Origin of the sequence: Paenibacillus sp. MZ03-122A (assembly GCF_024213325.1) — a bacterium.
Lineage (GTDB): Bacteria > Bacillota > Bacilli > Paenibacillales > Paenibacillaceae > Paenibacillus > Paenibacillus polymyxa_B.
This window is the reverse complement of the sequence record NZ_JANAVI010000009.1, coordinates 190,701-207,410: the sequence shown is the minus strand read 5'-3', so window position 1 is coordinate 207,410 and position 16,710 is coordinate 190,701. Positions and strand designations below refer to the sequence as shown.

The 16,710-nt window shown below is 42.4% G+C and carries 18 protein-coding genes and 1 pseudogene; 4 read left to right on the top strand and 15 right to left on the bottom strand.

Annotated elements, in window-relative coordinates:
• The first annotated feature begins 45 nt into the window (after nt 1-45).
• Together NLX74_RS19280 and NLX74_RS19275 are read left to right on the top strand one after the other, a co-directional pair.
• Nucleotides 46-1,692 carry a peptide ABC transporter substrate-binding protein gene (locus NLX74_RS19280; protein WP_254329680.1) on the top strand — a complete coding sequence of 549 codons (1,647 nt, stop codon included), beginning with the start codon at nt 46-48 and terminating at the stop codon, nt 1,690-1,692.
• Nucleotides 1,692-2,072, top strand: coding sequence for a DUF3899 domain-containing protein (locus tag NLX74_RS19275; RefSeq protein ID WP_061831747.1), 381 nt, complete (start codon nt 1,692-1,694; stop codon nt 2,070-2,072). Before NLX74_RS19280 ends, NLX74_RS19275 begins: the two co-directional genes overlap by 1 nt.
• 312 nt (nt 2,073-2,384) lie before the next feature.
• On the opposite strand, the gene NLX74_RS19270 is transcribed toward NLX74_RS19275, so the two are convergent.
• Complete coding sequence (locus tag NLX74_RS19270) at nt 2,385-3,059, bottom strand: vWA domain-containing protein (protein WP_367997049.1); 675 nt, start codon at nt 3,057-3,059, stop codon at nt 2,385-2,387.
• Nucleotides 3,060-3,509: 450 nt separating this feature from the next.
• On the opposite strand from NLX74_RS19270, the gene NLX74_RS19265 reads away from it, so the two are divergent.
• Nucleotides 3,510-3,863 carry a helix-turn-helix domain-containing protein gene (locus tag NLX74_RS19265; protein WP_254329678.1) on the top strand — a complete coding sequence of 118 codons (354 nt, stop codon included), beginning with the start codon at nt 3,510-3,512 and terminating at the stop codon, nt 3,861-3,863.
• Nucleotides 3,864-4,289: 426 nt separating this feature from the next.
• Here NLX74_RS19265 and NLX74_RS19260 read toward each other — a convergent pair whose 3' ends face one another.
• Entirely contained in the window at nt 4,290-5,495 is a 1,206-nt protein-coding gene (locus NLX74_RS19260; RefSeq protein ID WP_254329677.1) for an MFS transporter, read from the bottom strand.
• 200 nt (nt 5,496-5,695) lie between these two features.
• Between NLX74_RS19260 and NLX74_RS19255 the strand changes: the two genes are divergently transcribed.
• Nucleotides 5,696-6,076 carry a winged helix-turn-helix transcriptional regulator gene (locus NLX74_RS19255; protein ID WP_302057573.1) on the top strand — a complete coding sequence of 127 codons (381 nt, stop codon included), beginning with the start codon at nt 5,696-5,698 and terminating at the stop codon, nt 6,074-6,076.
• 73 nt (nt 6,077-6,149) lie between these two features.
• Here NLX74_RS19255 and NLX74_RS19250 read toward each other — a convergent pair whose 3' ends face one another.
• From NLX74_RS19250 to NLX74_RS19190, 13 genes and pseudogenes are all read right to left on the bottom strand, one after another.
• Nucleotides 6,150-6,338 (bottom strand): cysteine-rich KTR domain-containing protein, encoded by a 189-nt coding sequence (locus tag NLX74_RS19250; protein WP_254329675.1) that lies wholly within the window; start codon nt 6,336-6,338, stop codon nt 6,150-6,152.
• Between the two features lie 200 nt (nt 6,339-6,538).
• Nucleotides 6,539-6,883 (bottom strand): annotated as a pseudogene (locus NLX74_RS19245) (Mom family adenine methylcarbamoylation protein); the annotation flags it as partial.
• A 16-nt stretch (nt 6,884-6,899) separates the two neighbouring features.
• Nucleotides 6,900-7,271, bottom strand: coding sequence for a YdcP family protein (locus NLX74_RS19240; RefSeq protein WP_254329674.1), 372 nt, complete (start codon nt 7,269-7,271; stop codon nt 6,900-6,902).
• A 12-nt stretch (nt 7,272-7,283) separates the two neighbouring features.
• On the bottom strand, nt 7,284-7,598 hold the full coding sequence (locus tag NLX74_RS19235; RefSeq protein WP_254329673.1) for a YdcP family protein: 315 nt from the start codon (nt 7,596-7,598) through the stop codon (nt 7,284-7,286).
• A 106-nt stretch (nt 7,599-7,704) separates the two neighbouring features.
• Nucleotides 7,705-7,899 (bottom strand): hypothetical protein, encoded by a 195-nt coding sequence (locus NLX74_RS19230; protein ID WP_254329672.1) that lies wholly within the window; start codon nt 7,897-7,899, stop codon nt 7,705-7,707.
• Nucleotides 7,900-8,217: 318 nt separating this feature from the next.
• Nucleotides 8,218-8,763, bottom strand: a complete 546-nt coding sequence (locus NLX74_RS19225; RefSeq protein ID WP_061831749.1) for a hypothetical protein — start codon at nt 8,761-8,763, stop codon at nt 8,218-8,220.
• Between the two features lie 338 nt (nt 8,764-9,101).
• Nucleotides 9,102-10,202: a toxic anion resistance protein gene (locus tag NLX74_RS19220; protein ID WP_235307421.1), complete on the bottom strand. Its 1,101-nt coding sequence runs from the start codon at nt 10,200-10,202 to the stop codon at nt 9,102-9,104.
• A gap of 98 nt (nt 10,203-10,300) precedes the next feature.
• Nucleotides 10,301-10,981, bottom strand: coding sequence for a hypothetical protein (locus tag NLX74_RS19215; RefSeq protein ID WP_254329671.1), 681 nt, complete (start codon nt 10,979-10,981; stop codon nt 10,301-10,303).
• A gap of 58 nt (nt 10,982-11,039) precedes the next feature.
• The gene (locus NLX74_RS19210) at nt 11,040-12,071 is read right to left on the bottom strand and encodes an ATP-grasp domain-containing protein (RefSeq protein WP_254329670.1); all 1,032 of its coding nucleotides are present in this window, start codon (nt 12,069-12,071) and stop codon (nt 11,040-11,042) included.
• 17 nt (nt 12,072-12,088) lie between these two features.
• On the bottom strand, nt 12,089-12,925 hold the full coding sequence (locus NLX74_RS19205) for an HAD family hydrolase (protein ID WP_250267543.1): 837 nt from the start codon (nt 12,923-12,925) through the stop codon (nt 12,089-12,091).
• Nucleotides 12,922-14,073: a cysteine protease StiP family protein gene (locus NLX74_RS19200; protein WP_254329669.1), complete on the bottom strand. Its 1,152-nt coding sequence runs from the start codon at nt 14,071-14,073 to the stop codon at nt 12,922-12,924. Before NLX74_RS19200 ends, NLX74_RS19205 begins: the two co-directional genes overlap by 4 nt.
• A complete protein-coding gene (locus NLX74_RS19195; protein ID WP_254329690.1) occupies nt 14,070-15,416 on the bottom strand; it encodes a phosphoribosyltransferase family protein in 1,347 nt (448 codons plus the stop codon). Before NLX74_RS19195 ends, NLX74_RS19200 begins: the two co-directional genes overlap by 4 nt.
• A gap of 52 nt (nt 15,417-15,468) precedes the next feature.
• A complete protein-coding gene (locus NLX74_RS19190; RefSeq protein WP_254329668.1) occupies nt 15,469-16,656 on the bottom strand; it encodes an HpcH/HpaI aldolase/citrate lyase family protein in 1,188 nt (395 codons plus the stop codon).
• Between the last annotated feature and the right edge of the window lie 54 nt (nt 16,657-16,710).

The window sequence follows — 16,710 nt, the reverse complement described above, 5'->3', positions numbered from 1 at the left end:
CCTTATTTTTGGCATAACTAATCACAGTAATGGAGGAAAACCACGATGAAAAAAATGCATTGGATGACGATCATCTTACTTTTGGCCGTAACGGCTTTGGCTGGATGCTCTGGCACCACGGACGAAACAGCAAGCAACGACCCGTCCGCTGCGCCTCAAGCAGATATCCCGCAAGAAATTACTGCCAACCTGGCAGGTGGAGAGCCTTATACGCTAGACCCTGCTTTCGCATCAGATACAACGTCCTACTATGTAATTGATAACTTGTACGAAGGGCTATATACATACGATAAGGCCGGTAAAATCGTAGAAGGCGCTGCCAGCAAAGTAGACGTATCTCCTGACGGTAAAACCTACACCTTTACGATCCGTGACGGCGCAAAATGGTCGAATGGTGACCCACTGACAGCTAAGGATTTTGAATACTCCTGGAAACGGGTACTGAATCCGAAAACAGCTGCCTACGATCCTTCTGCCCTCTACTACATCAAAGGTGCCGAAGCTTACAACACAGGCAAAGGTAAAATTGAAGACGTGGGTGTTACAGCCAAAGATGATAAAACTCTGGTAGTTGAGCTGAAATCACCGCTGAGCTTCTTCCCAACGATCGCAGTGGGTCATGCCTATCTGCCAGTAAACCAATCGGTTGTTGAGAAAAATGACAAATGGGCAGCAGAAGCGGGCACAATGGTCGGCAACGGTGCATATGTAGCCAAGGAATGGAAACATAACGAACAAATTACGCTGGCGAAAAATGATCAATTCTGGAACAAAGATGCCATTACAATGGCAACAATTAATTTTAAAATGGTTCAAGACTCCACAACTTATTATCAAATGTACAAAACGGGCGATCTGGATCTGATTTTGAGCCTTCCCGTAGATACCCTGGATCAGGAAAAGAGCAACAAGGAATTCCTGTCGCATCCATCTTTCAGTGTGTATACCTATTCTTTTAACGTAAAACAAAAGCCGTTTGACAATAAAAAAATCAGACAGGCTATTGCCTACGCGATTGACCGCGAAGCACTGGCTACAAGCGTAACCAAAGGTGGCGAAACTCCGGCTTACGGTTATGTTCCATACGGAACAACAACGCCATCCGGCAAGGACTTCCGTGATGAAGCACCGAAAAAAAAATACTATGAGTTTGACGCTGCGAAAGCGAAACAATTGCTGGCCGAAGGTCTGAAAGAAGAAGGTTTGACCCAGCTGCCACCGATCACCTTTAAATACAACACTTCGGACAAGCATAAAAAAGTAGCTGAAGCGATTCAGGAAATGCTGAAAACGAACCTGGGCGTTGCAGTGACGCTGGAGAATCAGGAATGGAAAACGTACATTGATACCTTTAAACAAAAGAACTTCCAGATCGCCCGTATGGGCTGGGAAGGAAACTTCCTGGATCCACTTGGCGTATTGGGGCATTATACTTCCAAAAATTCGAACAACTTTACCAACTGGAGCAACCCGGAGTATGACAAACTGATCGAATCCTCAACCTTTGAGCTTGATCCGGCAAAACGCTTTGAACAGCTCCATCAGGCAGAAGACGTATTGATGGAAGATCTGCCGATTATTCCGATCCAGTTCTCTGCGGACACTGCATTAATCAGCCCTAAGATTCAAGGTATCGTATTTGATGCTCGTTCGAACCCAGACCTGCGCTTTGCGAAACGGGTCGAAAAATAATGATTTTACGTTTCGGGCTCACTGCCCTGATTGTCGGTACTTTAGGATTTCTGTACGCCATCCCCCATCTCTTGTATGGTCGTGAAAACATGGCTACTGCAAATCTGCTATTCCTGTTGGGGTTGCTGGGCTTGGTGATCGGTGCAATCTTCCACGTTCTGCAAAGCGGTTTTCTAACCCTCTTCCTGCGGGGATTTGCCGACATCAGACAGTTGTTCATTCGTCAATCCAAGGCATTACGGGAGGAAAATGAACGTTTACGTTCCGATGAATCTCTGTCAGCCTGGAAAACATCCATGTTCCGCCACCTCAAGGTATATACTTCGGGGTGCGGGACGGGGCTTATCCTTTGCTCGATGATATTAATGGGGATGAGATAGGTTAAAACGATTAGAAGCCTTTGGTCGGTTGGTGGGCGCTGCGCGTGCAGATTGTTCTTCCGATCGCTGTTATCCCCGGATTTCTATTGAATAGAACCTGTAAGGGTAAAATCCGGGGATAAAGGCGAACGCTTCGCTTCTTCAGAACAATTCTGCCCGCTCCGCTGGCAACCGCCGTAGAGCTTCTATACGTTTTAGAGGTGTGTAAAGAAAAGAGAGAGTTTCGCAAAGCGTCTGCTAGCGGAACTCTCTCTTTTGCATTTTTTATATATTAAGCTTTGAGAAGGGCTCATAGTACAACACTTAGTAGCCTTAATAAATCTGCTTTTCCTTCGCTTCCTGTAACCATGATGGGAACTCGTTAAGCAATAGTTCGTACAATTCATTGTCTTTCATAGATTCGATATCTTGAATTTGGAAGAAGTTGGCGTTATCTACCACACGGCCTTCTATATTGTCCAGCTTCTTTAATACGCCAAAATCGGATTCACCCACACCGATAAATTGCCAGAAAATCGGCTCTCCTGACGAATCAATGACTGCGTTGTCGATATTATCTCCTTTTCCACGCTTCACACCGCCATCATTAATAAAAATAACAAAGGCCGGATCAGAAGAAGGTTCTTCCTTGGTGTATTTGGCGATAACATCGCGCATCACAGGCGGCTCATCATTACGACCGAACTTGGGCAAATAATCATTGGACAGAATATGTCTTTCAACATAGTTGTCAACGTCATTTTCGGTAACGGACGGCAAACGCGAAAAACGGTGATCATACACCCATACGTCCAGTACACCATCATCATCCAAAGAACTCGCAACTGCAACAATTCGTTCCAACACCTTTTGAACAGTACCATTTTTGTACAAGCTTCTCATAGATCCTGAAATATCGAGCACCAATCCAACTCTTGCAGTTACATTTGTTAGATTCTTTTTAGTCAGTACTAGTTGCGCATTCTTTTTAAGTAAACAAAAAAACACATAAACAGATAGTTCAATCTGTACATGTGTTTTACTTATTCTCCTTATGTGTCCTAAAAAACCACATTTTAGACTATTTTTAGCCAATATAAGTGAATAACCTTTTTTGACAAAATCTCCAATAATAAATATTGTTGCCGAATAATATATTGTAGCATGACGACTACCTCCTAGAAGCCGTCATCTCTTTGAAAAATGAAGATTAATACACCAGCTATCAATTCTGTACAAAAAAAGAGACGACAGCTATTTAAACCATCGTCTGGGAATGACATATACTTTTAAAAAGGCATGAAAAGGGTACTGCCAGATAACGGTTTTTTTAAACTATCTGCCAGTAAATTTTCTTTGAATAATATTCATAACAGGAATTAATTAACCACATTATACGTTTTTCTATACCTGTTTCTTGTTTAACAGGAACAGTAAAATGTATAGAGGTGATTTATTATGCGTAAAAAAGAAGATAAATATGATTTTAGAGCGTTCGGACTTGCGATAAAAGAAGCTCGTAAAAAACAAGGTTTAACCCGAGAACAGGTGGGCACATTGATAGAAATTGACTCCCGTTATTTAACGAATATTGAGAATAAAGGGCAGCATCCTAGCATACAGGTATTATACGATCTTGTATCGTTATTAAATGTTTCTGTTGATGAGTTTTTCTTGCCTAATAAAAATACAGTTAAAGGTGCAAGACGTAGATGGATAGAAGAACAGATGGATAGCTTTACAGAAAGAGACTTAATATTAATAGAATCTTTAACAGACGGAATTAAGAAATCTAATGAAATGAATAACTAATTTTTTCAATCCATACTATTCTTTTATGACGTAATATCAAAATACCAGTTCTTAATAAAGCGTATAAATAATGCAAGAAAGATTGTAATTGCATACATATAATGCTTAATAGTTAATTGAAATCCACTCCAAGTATTATAAATATATTAGGAGTGAAATTGTATATCAGTATATTCTGAACGATTAACTGAGACATCAAGAATCATGTACCAGTCGAAGCTATCATAATAGAGATAAATCTAATATTTAGCATACTGTAAACTCTTGTTGTCTCAGTTGTTTTTATCCTTATTAATCAAAGTTATCTAAACTATTTGCTGTTTCTTCTTATTGGTTATTTAAAGATGGAAGTACATCTTCTATATAAGGTTGTTCTAGTAAGCAAGGTTAGTACATCTATGAATAAAAATCTCTAGTAGTAAGATATTAAGTTGCTTTTAACCTGCCTTCTTTACTCTCCAAAGAACGTCCCCATGCAGATAAAACAACACCACAAAGAATCATAGCGGCACCAATCCAAGTTGTATGAACAAGTCCAATCGAGTCCGTAACTACGCCGCCTAAGTATGAACCTAAAGCTATTCCTGCTTGAAAAGCTGCTATATTAATTGCTGAAGCAACATTTACAGCAGACGGAACAAAGCGTTCGGCTAATATCATGACATAAGATTGCAACCCCGAAATACTCATAAAAGCCAGTAGCCCCATGCATAATACAGTGATTAAGCCAGCCACTTTAAATGGAATGGTAAAGTACATGACAAGTAAAATCACAGATTGCACCAAGAATATATAAAATAATGCTTTAATTTGATTTTGATTGGCTAATTTCCCACCAATGAGATTTCCAATAGCAGTCGCAATTCCGTATATAATTAAGATAATGACGACAGTTTCTGGCATATAGCCTGTAATATCAGTGAGTAATGGTGTTAAATAAGTAAACGCAACAAATGTCCCACCGTATCCCAATATTGAGATTGTAAAGACCAAAATAAGTCTTGGATTTGTAATCAATTGAAATTGAGATTTCATACTCGCTTTTTCACCTTTTGCCATGTTGGATGGTACAAGAATACTGTTTGCTACTAAAGCAATAATCCCTATGACGACGATAAACATGAACGCGGTTCTCCAACCTAATTGAAGTCCAAAAAATGTTCCAAGAGGTACGCCTGTTGCTGTCGCAATGGACAAACCTGCTAATACAATAGAAATCGCACCTGCCTTACGGTTTGGTGCTACTAAGTCGGCTGCAATTAATGTACCGATGGACATAAACACCCCATGAGAAAATGCTGTGATAATTCGTGCTGTTAATAACATACCAATACTTGTGGATAGTCCTGCAACTAAATTTCCAATAATGAATACAACCATCACCCAAGTGAGTATCGTTTTACGAGACATCCCTGAGGTGATTGAAGTAAGGATTGGTGCACCGACTGTAATTCCGAGAGCATATAGCGAAACAGTTAACCCAGCAGTTGTAATAGGGACATTCAAATCTTCTGATATAAGTGGTAGAAGCCCCACACTAATGAATTCTGTTGTTCCGATGGCAAAAGCGGTAATAGCTAGTGCCAATAACGTAATAAAACTCCCTTTTTTATTTTTTTCTTTCTGTGACATGATATATCTTCCTTTCCATTTTCTATAATTAAATAAATGAAAAATGAATGCTGGGAACTTCCATTTATAGATGTTATTATGATAGAAAGGTTCACCAAAAGGAAGAACGCACTTTAAAGTAATATAGACACTTCAAAGTACTATAGACACTTCAAAGTACTATAGGTACTTTAAAGCACCTATAAAAGGAGATGATTCTATTGCAAGAAAAAAATTACAATATAACCATCGAGACAACATTAGAAGTCATTGGCGGTAAATGGAAATGTGTAATCTTAACCCACCTAGTACGTGGGAAGAAACGAACTAGTGAATTAAAACGGCTTATGCCAAAAATTACTCAGAAAATGCTTACGCAGCAATTACGTGAACTAGAGGATGACGGTATTATTAATCGTATTATCTATAATCAAATTCCTCCCAAAGTAGAATATGAGTTAAGTGAGTACGGCTGGAGCTTAAAGCCAATTTTAGATTCTCTATGTGATTGGGGCGGAAAACATTTAATTAAAGAGTATGGCGATAAAGCTACTGTTCTAGAAAAAGGCATTATTAGTGAAGCAAATTTAAGCCGACTATAAAGGAATGAGAAAAACTTCTATCGCAATACTGTTTATAAAAGGAGCCGATAATATGAGATATATTAACCTCAAATTATCGGCTCTGCGTCTTTGCGTCTGGCTCTTTGATAACTGACACATTTAATTGTCTAATATTGATTAGTGTTTCCTGTTTGCACTTTGGGCAAAATAGTGGGAAGTTTTCAAGTATCGTATCATCGCGAACCCTAATTCGGGTCTTGTTATTACAAACAGGACATAACACCCAATCTACTTTTTGCATTATAGCCTCCGTTAAAAATATAGTATTATTTCCGAATATGACGAATTGTGATTGCTGTTCTATCAATCCACTTTTTCAGCCTTTTTCTTTTATCGCTTTCAAGCCCTATGTTAGACATTTTAGAAATGGTTTCGACAATTTCATCAACAGACATACTATCTGTAAAGATTTTTTGTTCGCATATATCGTTTTCGAAGGCATGTATACATAAATCTATATGTTGTTTGTTTCAACCACTTCATCGGTGCCGAAAGAGTGCGACTGCCAAAATAATTATTTTGATTCATTTCAGGTAGAAAACACATTTTGCCAACCTCTAAATAATCTTTCGTTTTCAGGTTGGTGTTTGGAAAGAGTTTGCGGATGGTTTGTAAGGGCTGTGTACCCCAACCTAACTCCACAACACCTAACAGCTTTTCTTCTGAAAAAATCCCTAAGAAGTATTTATACAACTTAGGGATAATTTTAGAGTAATGATATTGTCGAATAAAACAAATGGCTTCTTCTTTCGATACTTCTTTGATAATAAGCTGCATTTTTTTCATAAGTGATTCCTATTTTTCATTTTCCAGTGGCTCTTTTTTCGGCTTTTGAGGAGGTTTTTTGTTGTCCTTTCAATACAACATCGTCAGCCTTTATATACCAGTCTACGTCTGCCCCTCGAAAAGTTGCGGTAGATACGGTATCTGCCACTGGATTAATTAATTCTACTTCTGCGTTATAATCAAAATCCTTTAGTGGAACAGAAGCAGGAATGCTTACTTGTATCATGCGTCCTTGTTCCCTTGATTTTAAATCATAGGTTCGTTCTTTCACTTCTGTTGACACCGTACCATCTTCATTTTGAAGAAAAACTTCTCTTCGTAAGGCGGAAAACTTTAATAATCCAAATGTCAGAGCTTTATCAATAACAATGCCTTGTGCCAATCTCATATTTTTTTCCTCCTATCCTTTTACCATGTCATCAGCATGTAAGATATAATTTGTAAAACCACGATCCCCAATTTTATAGCCTTCTGCGATAATTTTTGCATTAACTAATTTAATTCTATCCTCATGCTCGAAAAATTTTTCGCCAGCTTCGTTAGGGAGAACGACCTCAATATCATCTGCTCGTTGAATATCAGAATACAGATTATAACTGCGAGATAGTGTCGTCATGCGACCATTGATTCGTCGCTGTTCAACCTTTCCTTCTCCTGCATATTCTAAGTTGCCAAATGTTTTTTCCATGTTGGGAATGACATATTTTAATTCCATAATACAGACCTCTTTTCTTGTTTTTAATTTTCCTTATAAATCAATAGAGAAACACAGGTAGCAGAGAGCGGAACGAGAGTAAAACATCTGCTTGAGCAATCACTCCTTATGTGTCTTGAAAACGATAATCGACACGTCCATAAATCACACACCAAAACACAATCATTGTTTCTCCTTTTTTATCACGAATTAATTTCCCATGAAGAAAAAATGGATAGTCTTCAATTTCAATCTCATTTAGTACAAAATGATCGTCAATCCATTCCATTACCTTATCTTCGTATATTTCCTGTTCATTCAATGAAACAAATCTCCTTTCCTTTGTTTTAATGGTGAACACAAAAATAGACACCCCAATTTTGAAGTGTCCATCTATTACATATTCAATTTTCGTAATGGAAGTATCTTTTACTGTTCTTCACTTTTCTAGGATATTTCGTCGTATCAAGACTCATCCAAAAGTAGTAAATTAGTGGTAAAATGGATTAACTAATCTTTGAATAGCATTTGTAAATCCAGTGTTTATGCAGATAATCTGATTTTTATACTTTTTTTTGTTATAGAAATACTGCTCATGTTCCCCACGCTCCTCTATGATGTATACCCTAGCCCGTCTAGTCTACCATCTGCGTCGTTCGTCGCCTCTCAGGGGAAAGTCGCTCAATTCTCCGAGTTGGTCATGTGCAGCCTTATAAATGCGAAGAATAGCTTGTACCTTGTTAAAATCATTGTCTTCCGGGCCGAATCCTTCCATATACATTTTTTGAATGATGTTTTGGAAGAAATCTATACGCTCGCGGACGGAATCCTGCTCGATTTGCAGTACCTCTTCAAAGCTGTGTGTCTCAGCAAAATCAGACAGCTCATCAAATTCCTGTTCCTGATATCGATCTCCCCGAGTTTCGGGATTGAGATCAATAGAGGTACGCAAGGTTGATAATAAAATATTTTCGCGCGCCAGCATGACATGAAAATCTTTGTTCTTAAACAGATCCGTAACGATCAGACGGCACATTTCCTTGTTCTGCAGTAGAATCCCGTCAAAAGGATGCAGCGTCCACACACCGTAGTTAAAAAATAAATTAAAATTGAAGCTACTGCTTCCATACTGATATACAATGTTGATTTTCGATTCGTCGATGATTTCAAATGAAAATTCCAGCATGCATTCTCCTTTGGGATTCCAATATTTAACTCTATCCTATCAGAAAATGCATGATTTTCAATAAAAAATTTTATTTCACAGAATCATTTAACTCCACAATTGAATCTGCTTTTTCGCTACTGACAGCCACGAGTAAATAGACAATCACACACCCTAAAATAAAGGACATCATACGCTCGCTCTCTCCTTTTGTCATTCGCTTTTTAAGAGTTTATGCACGAGAATGCTATGTATGTTCATCATGTCCTTTATTAGCTGCTGCCAAACCAAAAAAAGACGCCTTTCGGAGTCATCCTGGCGTCTTTTTCATAGATTGGGTCTATTATTCTACATTGTCATCAGTTCAAAAACGAGCTTAGACCCTCAGAGGAATTGCTATCCTTCAGCGGTTTGGATGGTTCTTTCCCTTCGATCCCCAGACGTTGGCTAAGGTTGGCATTGATTGCTGTCATTTTACTTGTATAATCGTGGCAGCTTTCAATAATCCGACGGTTTGATTTTTCAGACAGATCCAAAGCAGATACCAAATCACCAATCGCCTGATTCACAGCCTCCAGTGACATAGAAGGCTTGCTAAGCAGATCTGTCGTTCTCTCGGTCGTCGTTTTGAGAAGCTTCGCATTTTCCTTGAATTGATCTTCAATGGTACGGTTGGTCGCATCGACGGCTGAAATGATTTTATCCTGATCTGCCAGCGCCATCGCGATCATAGCCGATACAGTGATCAGATTCGATGTTTTATCAATCGCATTATTTACAGAATCAATCAGTTTATCATTATTATCATTAATAATATCCGTTGCTGCAATCGCCTGATTGTATAATAAAATCATTTCAGTCATTGACTGCGTACGAGTAACCACCTTGCGTAATCCCCGCTCCAGATGAGGCTTACGGTTTTCGTTTTCCGGCTTGGCAATCTCGGTCTCAAACAGTTCTTTCAAGCGATTACCAAAGGCAATCTTCGTCTGTAAATTGTAGATTTCTTCAATGGAAGCCTTCTTCAACTGTCTCATGCTGACGATGTTTTCTTCCAGATTATCCTTACCATCTCTCAAGGCAGTAATGATTCTCTCGATGTTCGTCTTCACCGACTGATACTTGTAAATGTAGTTTTTTAACGGGCTTTTACGCAGCAGCTTGCCAAAAAAACTCATATTTTTGCTCTGCTGGAGCGTTTCGCATTCATCACGTAGCTTTAAGATCATATTGGATACCTCAGCCCGATCACCGGACATGAGGTCGTTTACCGGACGATCCAGCATTTTAAGGGTCTGCCCCGCACGTTCCTGCGTTTTAACCCCCAGCTTACCGATATCATCCATTAAGGTATCCAGGCTCATGACATCGCTTTGTGATACCTTCTGAATCAGCTGTGAAGCCTCCTCAGTCACCTTTTGTTCATCCTCTTTTTTCAATTCAGCCCATGGGGTCACCATACGCTACCTCCTATTCTGAAAACAACTGTTACCCAAGTCTAATCGTTGTTATTCAGAGCAGCTATTCTGCTACTTTTTTTATTTTCTCAAAAAATCGCCTACAATTCGGAACTGCTATATCGCTGGTGAATAAGCTCCGCTTTGCTCTGTAATTCCAGCAGATCCTTGTGCTCCACCGTGGACACAATTACCGATATTTTGCTGTCTACATCCCGTAATCCGTTTAATAACGTCCTCCGGTTGGTCCGCTTCGCATCGCCACTGAGCCGAAGAAACGGGTTAATCATTCCGTTCAAATCCTTCAAAATCAATCTCCGAACCGTATGATTCACTTCGCTGTTGTTCAGTTCATGCAAAAGCGGAATGACCCGCTGCAAACGTGCAAATAGAGCCAGCGCCTTCTCGACAATCTCGTTATCAAGCGCATCCTTCTGTCCCTCGGAGATCACCATATCCTCCAGTACCTCTAAATACTCCATCACCTGAGCAAATTCACTACTCACCTGATCTGGTTGACGAACTTGTCCTGTCATAGACTCCGGTCGAACGGCAGCTTCCTTTTCATGCTGCTGTGTCTCACCGACCTGCTCCTGCACCACCGGAATCACGGAACCGGTCAGATTGGGGCGAGGATGGCGAACAGCTATGATGGCGCTGTATCCTCCCAAACCAATGATTGGAATCGCCAAACACACAAACAATGGCAACCAAAAACTTAGTAAAAGCGCAATCAGGTAGCTAACCACAGCAATCGTGGCACCCCACATTTTTGACGTCATAGCTTGTACCTCCTGACGTAAACCCTTACCATATTGTAGAAAACAATATTTGTGTGTGTCAATGTACGGATTTACGTATGGTGATTGGCTGCTCGATATGACTGGCTAAAATGTCGTATTGTGGATGAAGTGAACAGATCTCATGACCCAAAGCCGATTTCACCGCTAGATAAGGAAAATTGATACCCGACAAACATGATACATGAAGTCCTCCGGACATCCGCGGATTGATCTCTAGCAACTTGGCATGCTCGCCGTTATATTTTACCTGAATGTTATAATTGTACGGAATGTGATACGCCTCAGCGACCTTCTGTGCCACCTCCAACAGCTCGGGATGCTGCTCCAGCAGCCGTAATCGTCCTCCTGCCTTCCTACGTGGAACTGCCGCTAGCAGCTTTCCGTTCCGGTCAGCCAGGCAGTCAATACTGTATTCGTATCCCTCCAGCAGCTCCATCACCATCAGATTGGGAAATGATTCTGTGGATGACAATACGCGATGTGCTTCCTCGAACGAAACATGATTCAGCGCATGGCCGAACAGCTCCTCCAGCGGATTACGTTCATTGTTAATGATACGAAAGCCCATCCCACCTTCTGCATTACATGGCTTGAAGCATACCTTATGCCCAAGTGCTATTAACGACTCATAAGCCTGTTTAAACTGCTCGGCATTGCTGGCAATGGCATAGTCGGGAATCGTGACAATATTCTTTTGACGAATGGATTCATAAAACAGATCCTTTTCCATCAGTTGCTCCAGCAGTTCGGTATCTTGGCATACCATTACTTTTGTCCCAATATCATCGAACAAATAAAGATGCTTGCTAATATCGAGCATATTCCACCGTGGGATAAAGACATCAATTCCGTGCCGCCTGCAAAAATCAGCGCAAAACCGTGCGTACTCCACACCACTGATGCGAGGCTCTACTTCAGCTATATCACTGGCCTGTAGCGCCATGTGCTGCGGATCAGAGTGCGTCGCATAGATATCGAACGGAATACCGTCCTCATTGTTACGAATAGCATTCATATAATGATACGCCACTGAAAACCAGCGGTTAAAATACACCTTAACCTTCTTCACAGAGCCACGTCCCCTATCTATTCTGAAAATGAAGTTTGAGCTGCGAACACACTCTGGTGTATTGCATGAACATACGCCATGATTTCGTCCGCTGCATAAACCCCCGACACTTCTGTAAAACGGTAATTGACCTCCAGCTTATCCCGCAGCTGTTCCCGATACAATTCACCATGACGCGGAGCAATCGCATAATCGGCATAGTCCAGCAAACAACGGTCTAGCAAAGAGTCACCGGACGCAACCACGGCCCCTCCATTCGTGAGATTGCGGATGTGCTCCACGGCTGCCTGTTTATTCACGGCCGCAGGTACCAAATACACCTTACGACCTTGAATGGATACCTCCCAGCCCATTTCACGCATGATTCGCGCCTTCTCCAGCACCTGTTCCAGCGGCATACGATCCCGTTCTATCATGAAAGCATAGAATAACTCATCGCAAAAGCGCTCGTTTACGACCCAGTCTTCATGCAGCACCTGTCCGAACACCTGACGTGCTTCTTCCGCATGAGCACCATCACGGCGTACTTGTTCATGAATACGCCGATTCCACTCTCGATCCACCTCGCCTCCGACGATGATGTTTCCACCATTACTCGTCACGGCATATGCAGGAACCAACTCCGTCTGAAACACAGTGATTCGTCTATACTGTTCTATCGTCCGAGTCGTCACGGGCATAAACATCACATCTTCAGGCAGTGTCTTTAGCCATTGCAGGGCTTGTTCAGAAATAAAAGCCGACGTTGCCCCGTCTATCTGTTCCGCAGGCAACAGCCCAGGGGACTCCAGCGGCACGCCAAGCGAACGTTTGGAGTAAATCAGTGTCTGATCCAAATCACTTGCGTAGATCATTCTTGTCCCCCCTTGAGCGGCTTGATAATTCCGCAGCAGGAATAAGTCAATCCTTCAAATACCTCTACAGGCACTCCACGGTCCTTGGCCAGCAGCATAATATGCTGAAGATTCGGATTATCTTCGCGGTCAATCAGAATTTTCCACGGCACCCTGCGCAGCAGTACACGAGTCGTCTCCCCCACTCCGGGCTTGACCAGATTGATATCCCGAATACCAAATGCTTGCTGAATCGCCTCTATATCCCGTAAGCCCTGCCATGTCACCGCAGGCGGATTCAATGTCATTTGTTCTGCATATGCAACTGCTGTTTCAGCCACGTCTTGAAAGTACCCGGATATCGTATCCACAAACGTATTAGACTGATCCACTGACCGCCAGGATTCATAATATTTGGCTCCATGGAAATCGTCCGGGCCTATAAGATCGTCGCGTAATACCGTCCGACTCATCAAACCGGATACAGTCGAATTCAGACAAGCACTTGGGATCAAATAATCTTCTCGTGTACCGAAGGTCTCCGAACATCTGCCCGGATCGGCCAACACCGCCAGATCATCATTTAGACGCAACCCATAATCCGTGTTCATCTCACGACAGGCCTCAATCAATACCTGCCGAATCGCCCCTTTCCCCGTCCAGCCATCGACAAACTGAAGTTCAATCTCCAGCCCATGCTGCTGTAAAATGTATAAAATCGCATTCCGGTCAATGCCTTTGCCACGAATAATAGAAATGCTGTAATGCGGCAAGGATACGCTATACTTCCAGTCAATATAACGCTTGATCAGGATACCAATGGGCGTCCCTGCTCTAGCCAGAGAAACAATCGCCGTGTTCAGACCTCTTTTCCTGACAATCATCTCAGCCACAGAAGCTGCCGCTAATGCAACCTTTTTGGCAGATTGGGCAAGCGTTTCGTGAAACAATGCAATATACTCTGCTGTCGGCTCATATTCCACTGGCAGCATTTCTGAATAATGGACTCCCGACTGAATCGCCTCTTCACGATCCTCCGTCCCTTTTTCCAACGTAACCCGGCTCAAATCCTTCAATAAAAAAGTGACATCCGAGGCAGGATAACTGCCCAGCGGTTCGGGCGGATGAATGTTCTTCTGCTGTATTTGCTCCATAAGTGCTTGCTTCATATCCGCGCTCCTTTACTCTCCTGACTAGTTAACCCATTAAAATAAACAACATGCACTTTATCGCAGCCCAGACGGGTCAAAGCTTCCTGCATGGGTTTCATCCGCCCTGGGTCTGACTCCCTTTCCATCAAAACGAATATTTCGTCATACTGGCCGGGGTCTACATTATAAATAAAATTGCGTACCGTACTGTCCTCAGGCGAAGGATATGTCACCCCACAAGCGACGCCATACCCTTCTTCTCTGTGGGGATACACCGGGCTGCGTGTCGTCGATTGAAAATACACATCCGGGCCTAGCTCTGCTGCAATCCGCATTGGGATGTACATGAATTCTCCCGTGCCCATAACCAGCGTGCGTTGCCCAGAACGAAGTTGGTTCAGTCGTTCAGCTGTACGCGTGATTTCTGCATCCAATGCTGAATTGTCAGCGGATTGTAGACCAAAACGGCCTGTATATTTTAGATAAGGAGCTGTATTGGCATACCCGTCTGTTGACATGGAACTGTGTACTACCCGCTCAAAACCGGAAGTATCCTTTTCAAAACGGTGGTCAATTATTCCAGAAGCGTCTTTATTAACCTCTGCCATGCTAGTGGCTGCATGTTCTGAGTGCCCAGCCTGTCCGGCATATGCTGCGTGATCTAGGATCGGTACACCCTGTACCTCAATCTTTCCTTTGAGCAAGCTTAAAGGCGTAATGGTAATGCCTAGCTCTGCCTCCAGATCAGTGAAAGCCTGTTCGTCGCTGTCTGTCCGCCAATCCAATAACGAAGCAATCACATACTGTTTACGCGGAAAATGCTCCTGAATATCCCGTATGATATTAAGCGTTGTTTTTCCCGTCGTAATTTCATCATCTACCAGCACAATCGGGCCATCTCCCGCAAAAGCATCTTCATCCAGTGCATAGCAACGATGATCAACAGCGTGCGAATGCTCTTCTTCAAACCGAATAATAGGCCGAAGGCCCGGAATATCCTCGCGCGTCGTATGAATATACGAGGCTCCGTCGTCAAACAACCGATACATGCTGTGTCCCAGTGCTGTAGCCGTCTCGGCAAAACCAACAAACTTGATCGGCTCCGTAAAAGCAAAAGCTAAACGTTCATCCATCAGCTTTCGGTAGGCCTCTTTCGCATAGTCCGGGTCAAGAAGTCCTCTCACGGCCTCTCCAATCAGTTCATCCATTTGTTGTCCCGCTTGTGGGACAAGCTCCTTATATAGTAGAATCGCCAGCGCCGCACCACTGAGCAGAGAGGTGTATGGGTTTACCGGAATATGCTTGCCCAGCACCTTGCTGACAAATAAAAACGAACGTTTTTTGTTGACCCGTGCCGCCATCGCAAACAGCTTGTCCACAGGAAGGCGGAATGGATTATGTGTCTCCGTAATTTTAACGCTGAACTGCTCCAAAATTGGCAGCAGATGTGTTTTCGTGGTTGGGTAAGAGACTGACAAAATGTTGTTGTTCATGTAACACCCCGTATACTTTTGATCTATTGATAATACGATGAGCCCAATTCAAATGCGGCTTAATTTCATTCATTTTGTTGGCATAGGTACTTTTGAATACACCCAGACTACCGTCGTTACGCTCAACAATTTCAAGTGCATCCATATACTCTTCATGTGTCACCGCATACATGGCCTGTACCGGTTTAATATGGGAGGGATGAATAATCGTTTTGCCAATAATCCCATTCTCTTTGTCCATCATGACTTCTCGAATCAATCCGTCTACGGCATCTGAGATGAAGTCCATCCGCAAGTGTCGTCCCGGCTTTCCAAGTGCATCTTCGAAAGGAGACACTCTTAATTGAGGTTTAAAGACACGTTCTCGGTGAGAGAAATATTCCCATACAGGACCGGAAATGACATAATTTGAGCCCACGCGTCCAAACAAGTTAATAATATCTGCGATGCAATCCCGAATGACGGCAATTTCATAAATCGTAATATCCGGGCTGCGTCTCAAGCCATATAGACTGGAGAAATCGGTTGCCCCAATTCGTACATTGAGCACATATTCCTGGTACTCGTCTAAAATTTCCTTAATCGACAGCAGCTCTTTCCAGCGGGTTTCCCGATAAATGATTTTGGAGCTTTCAAGAATCGGTAATCCGTACAGCACAGGCATGTTGCTTTCGTTTCCTGCCCCTGTATGCATACTCCGGTTATATTCGGCAATGAGTGCAAAATACGCCCGTCCATTATCCGAAGAGAACTTGGGTAAAACAAAGCCCGTGAGCAGCGGCAAAGATTCACCCAAACCGTTCAGTAGCCGTTCCAACTGCTCCACAGAGCGCACACGCACAAATAACAAAGGTAATTGCTGTTCACTCATCATCCCCGTCCGTACATAGGACAATAGTTGAAGCAGCTGCTGTGCCAGCGATTGTTCTGCCTGACCGACCTGCTGATCCCCTATAGCATCCTCCAGATCCAGAATGACCGTTGTTAGCCCTTCATGTTTTCCATTTTTGATCTCTTCTGCTACTTCCGAGCGGGTAGCGGGCATGTACAAAGCTGCTCCTATCGCATAAGCCAGTATACTTTTGGGAGAACGGTTATGAAACTCCAACGGTGGAGTATAAAAGATCGCTTCTACTTCCTCAGAGGTTAAATCATTAAAATA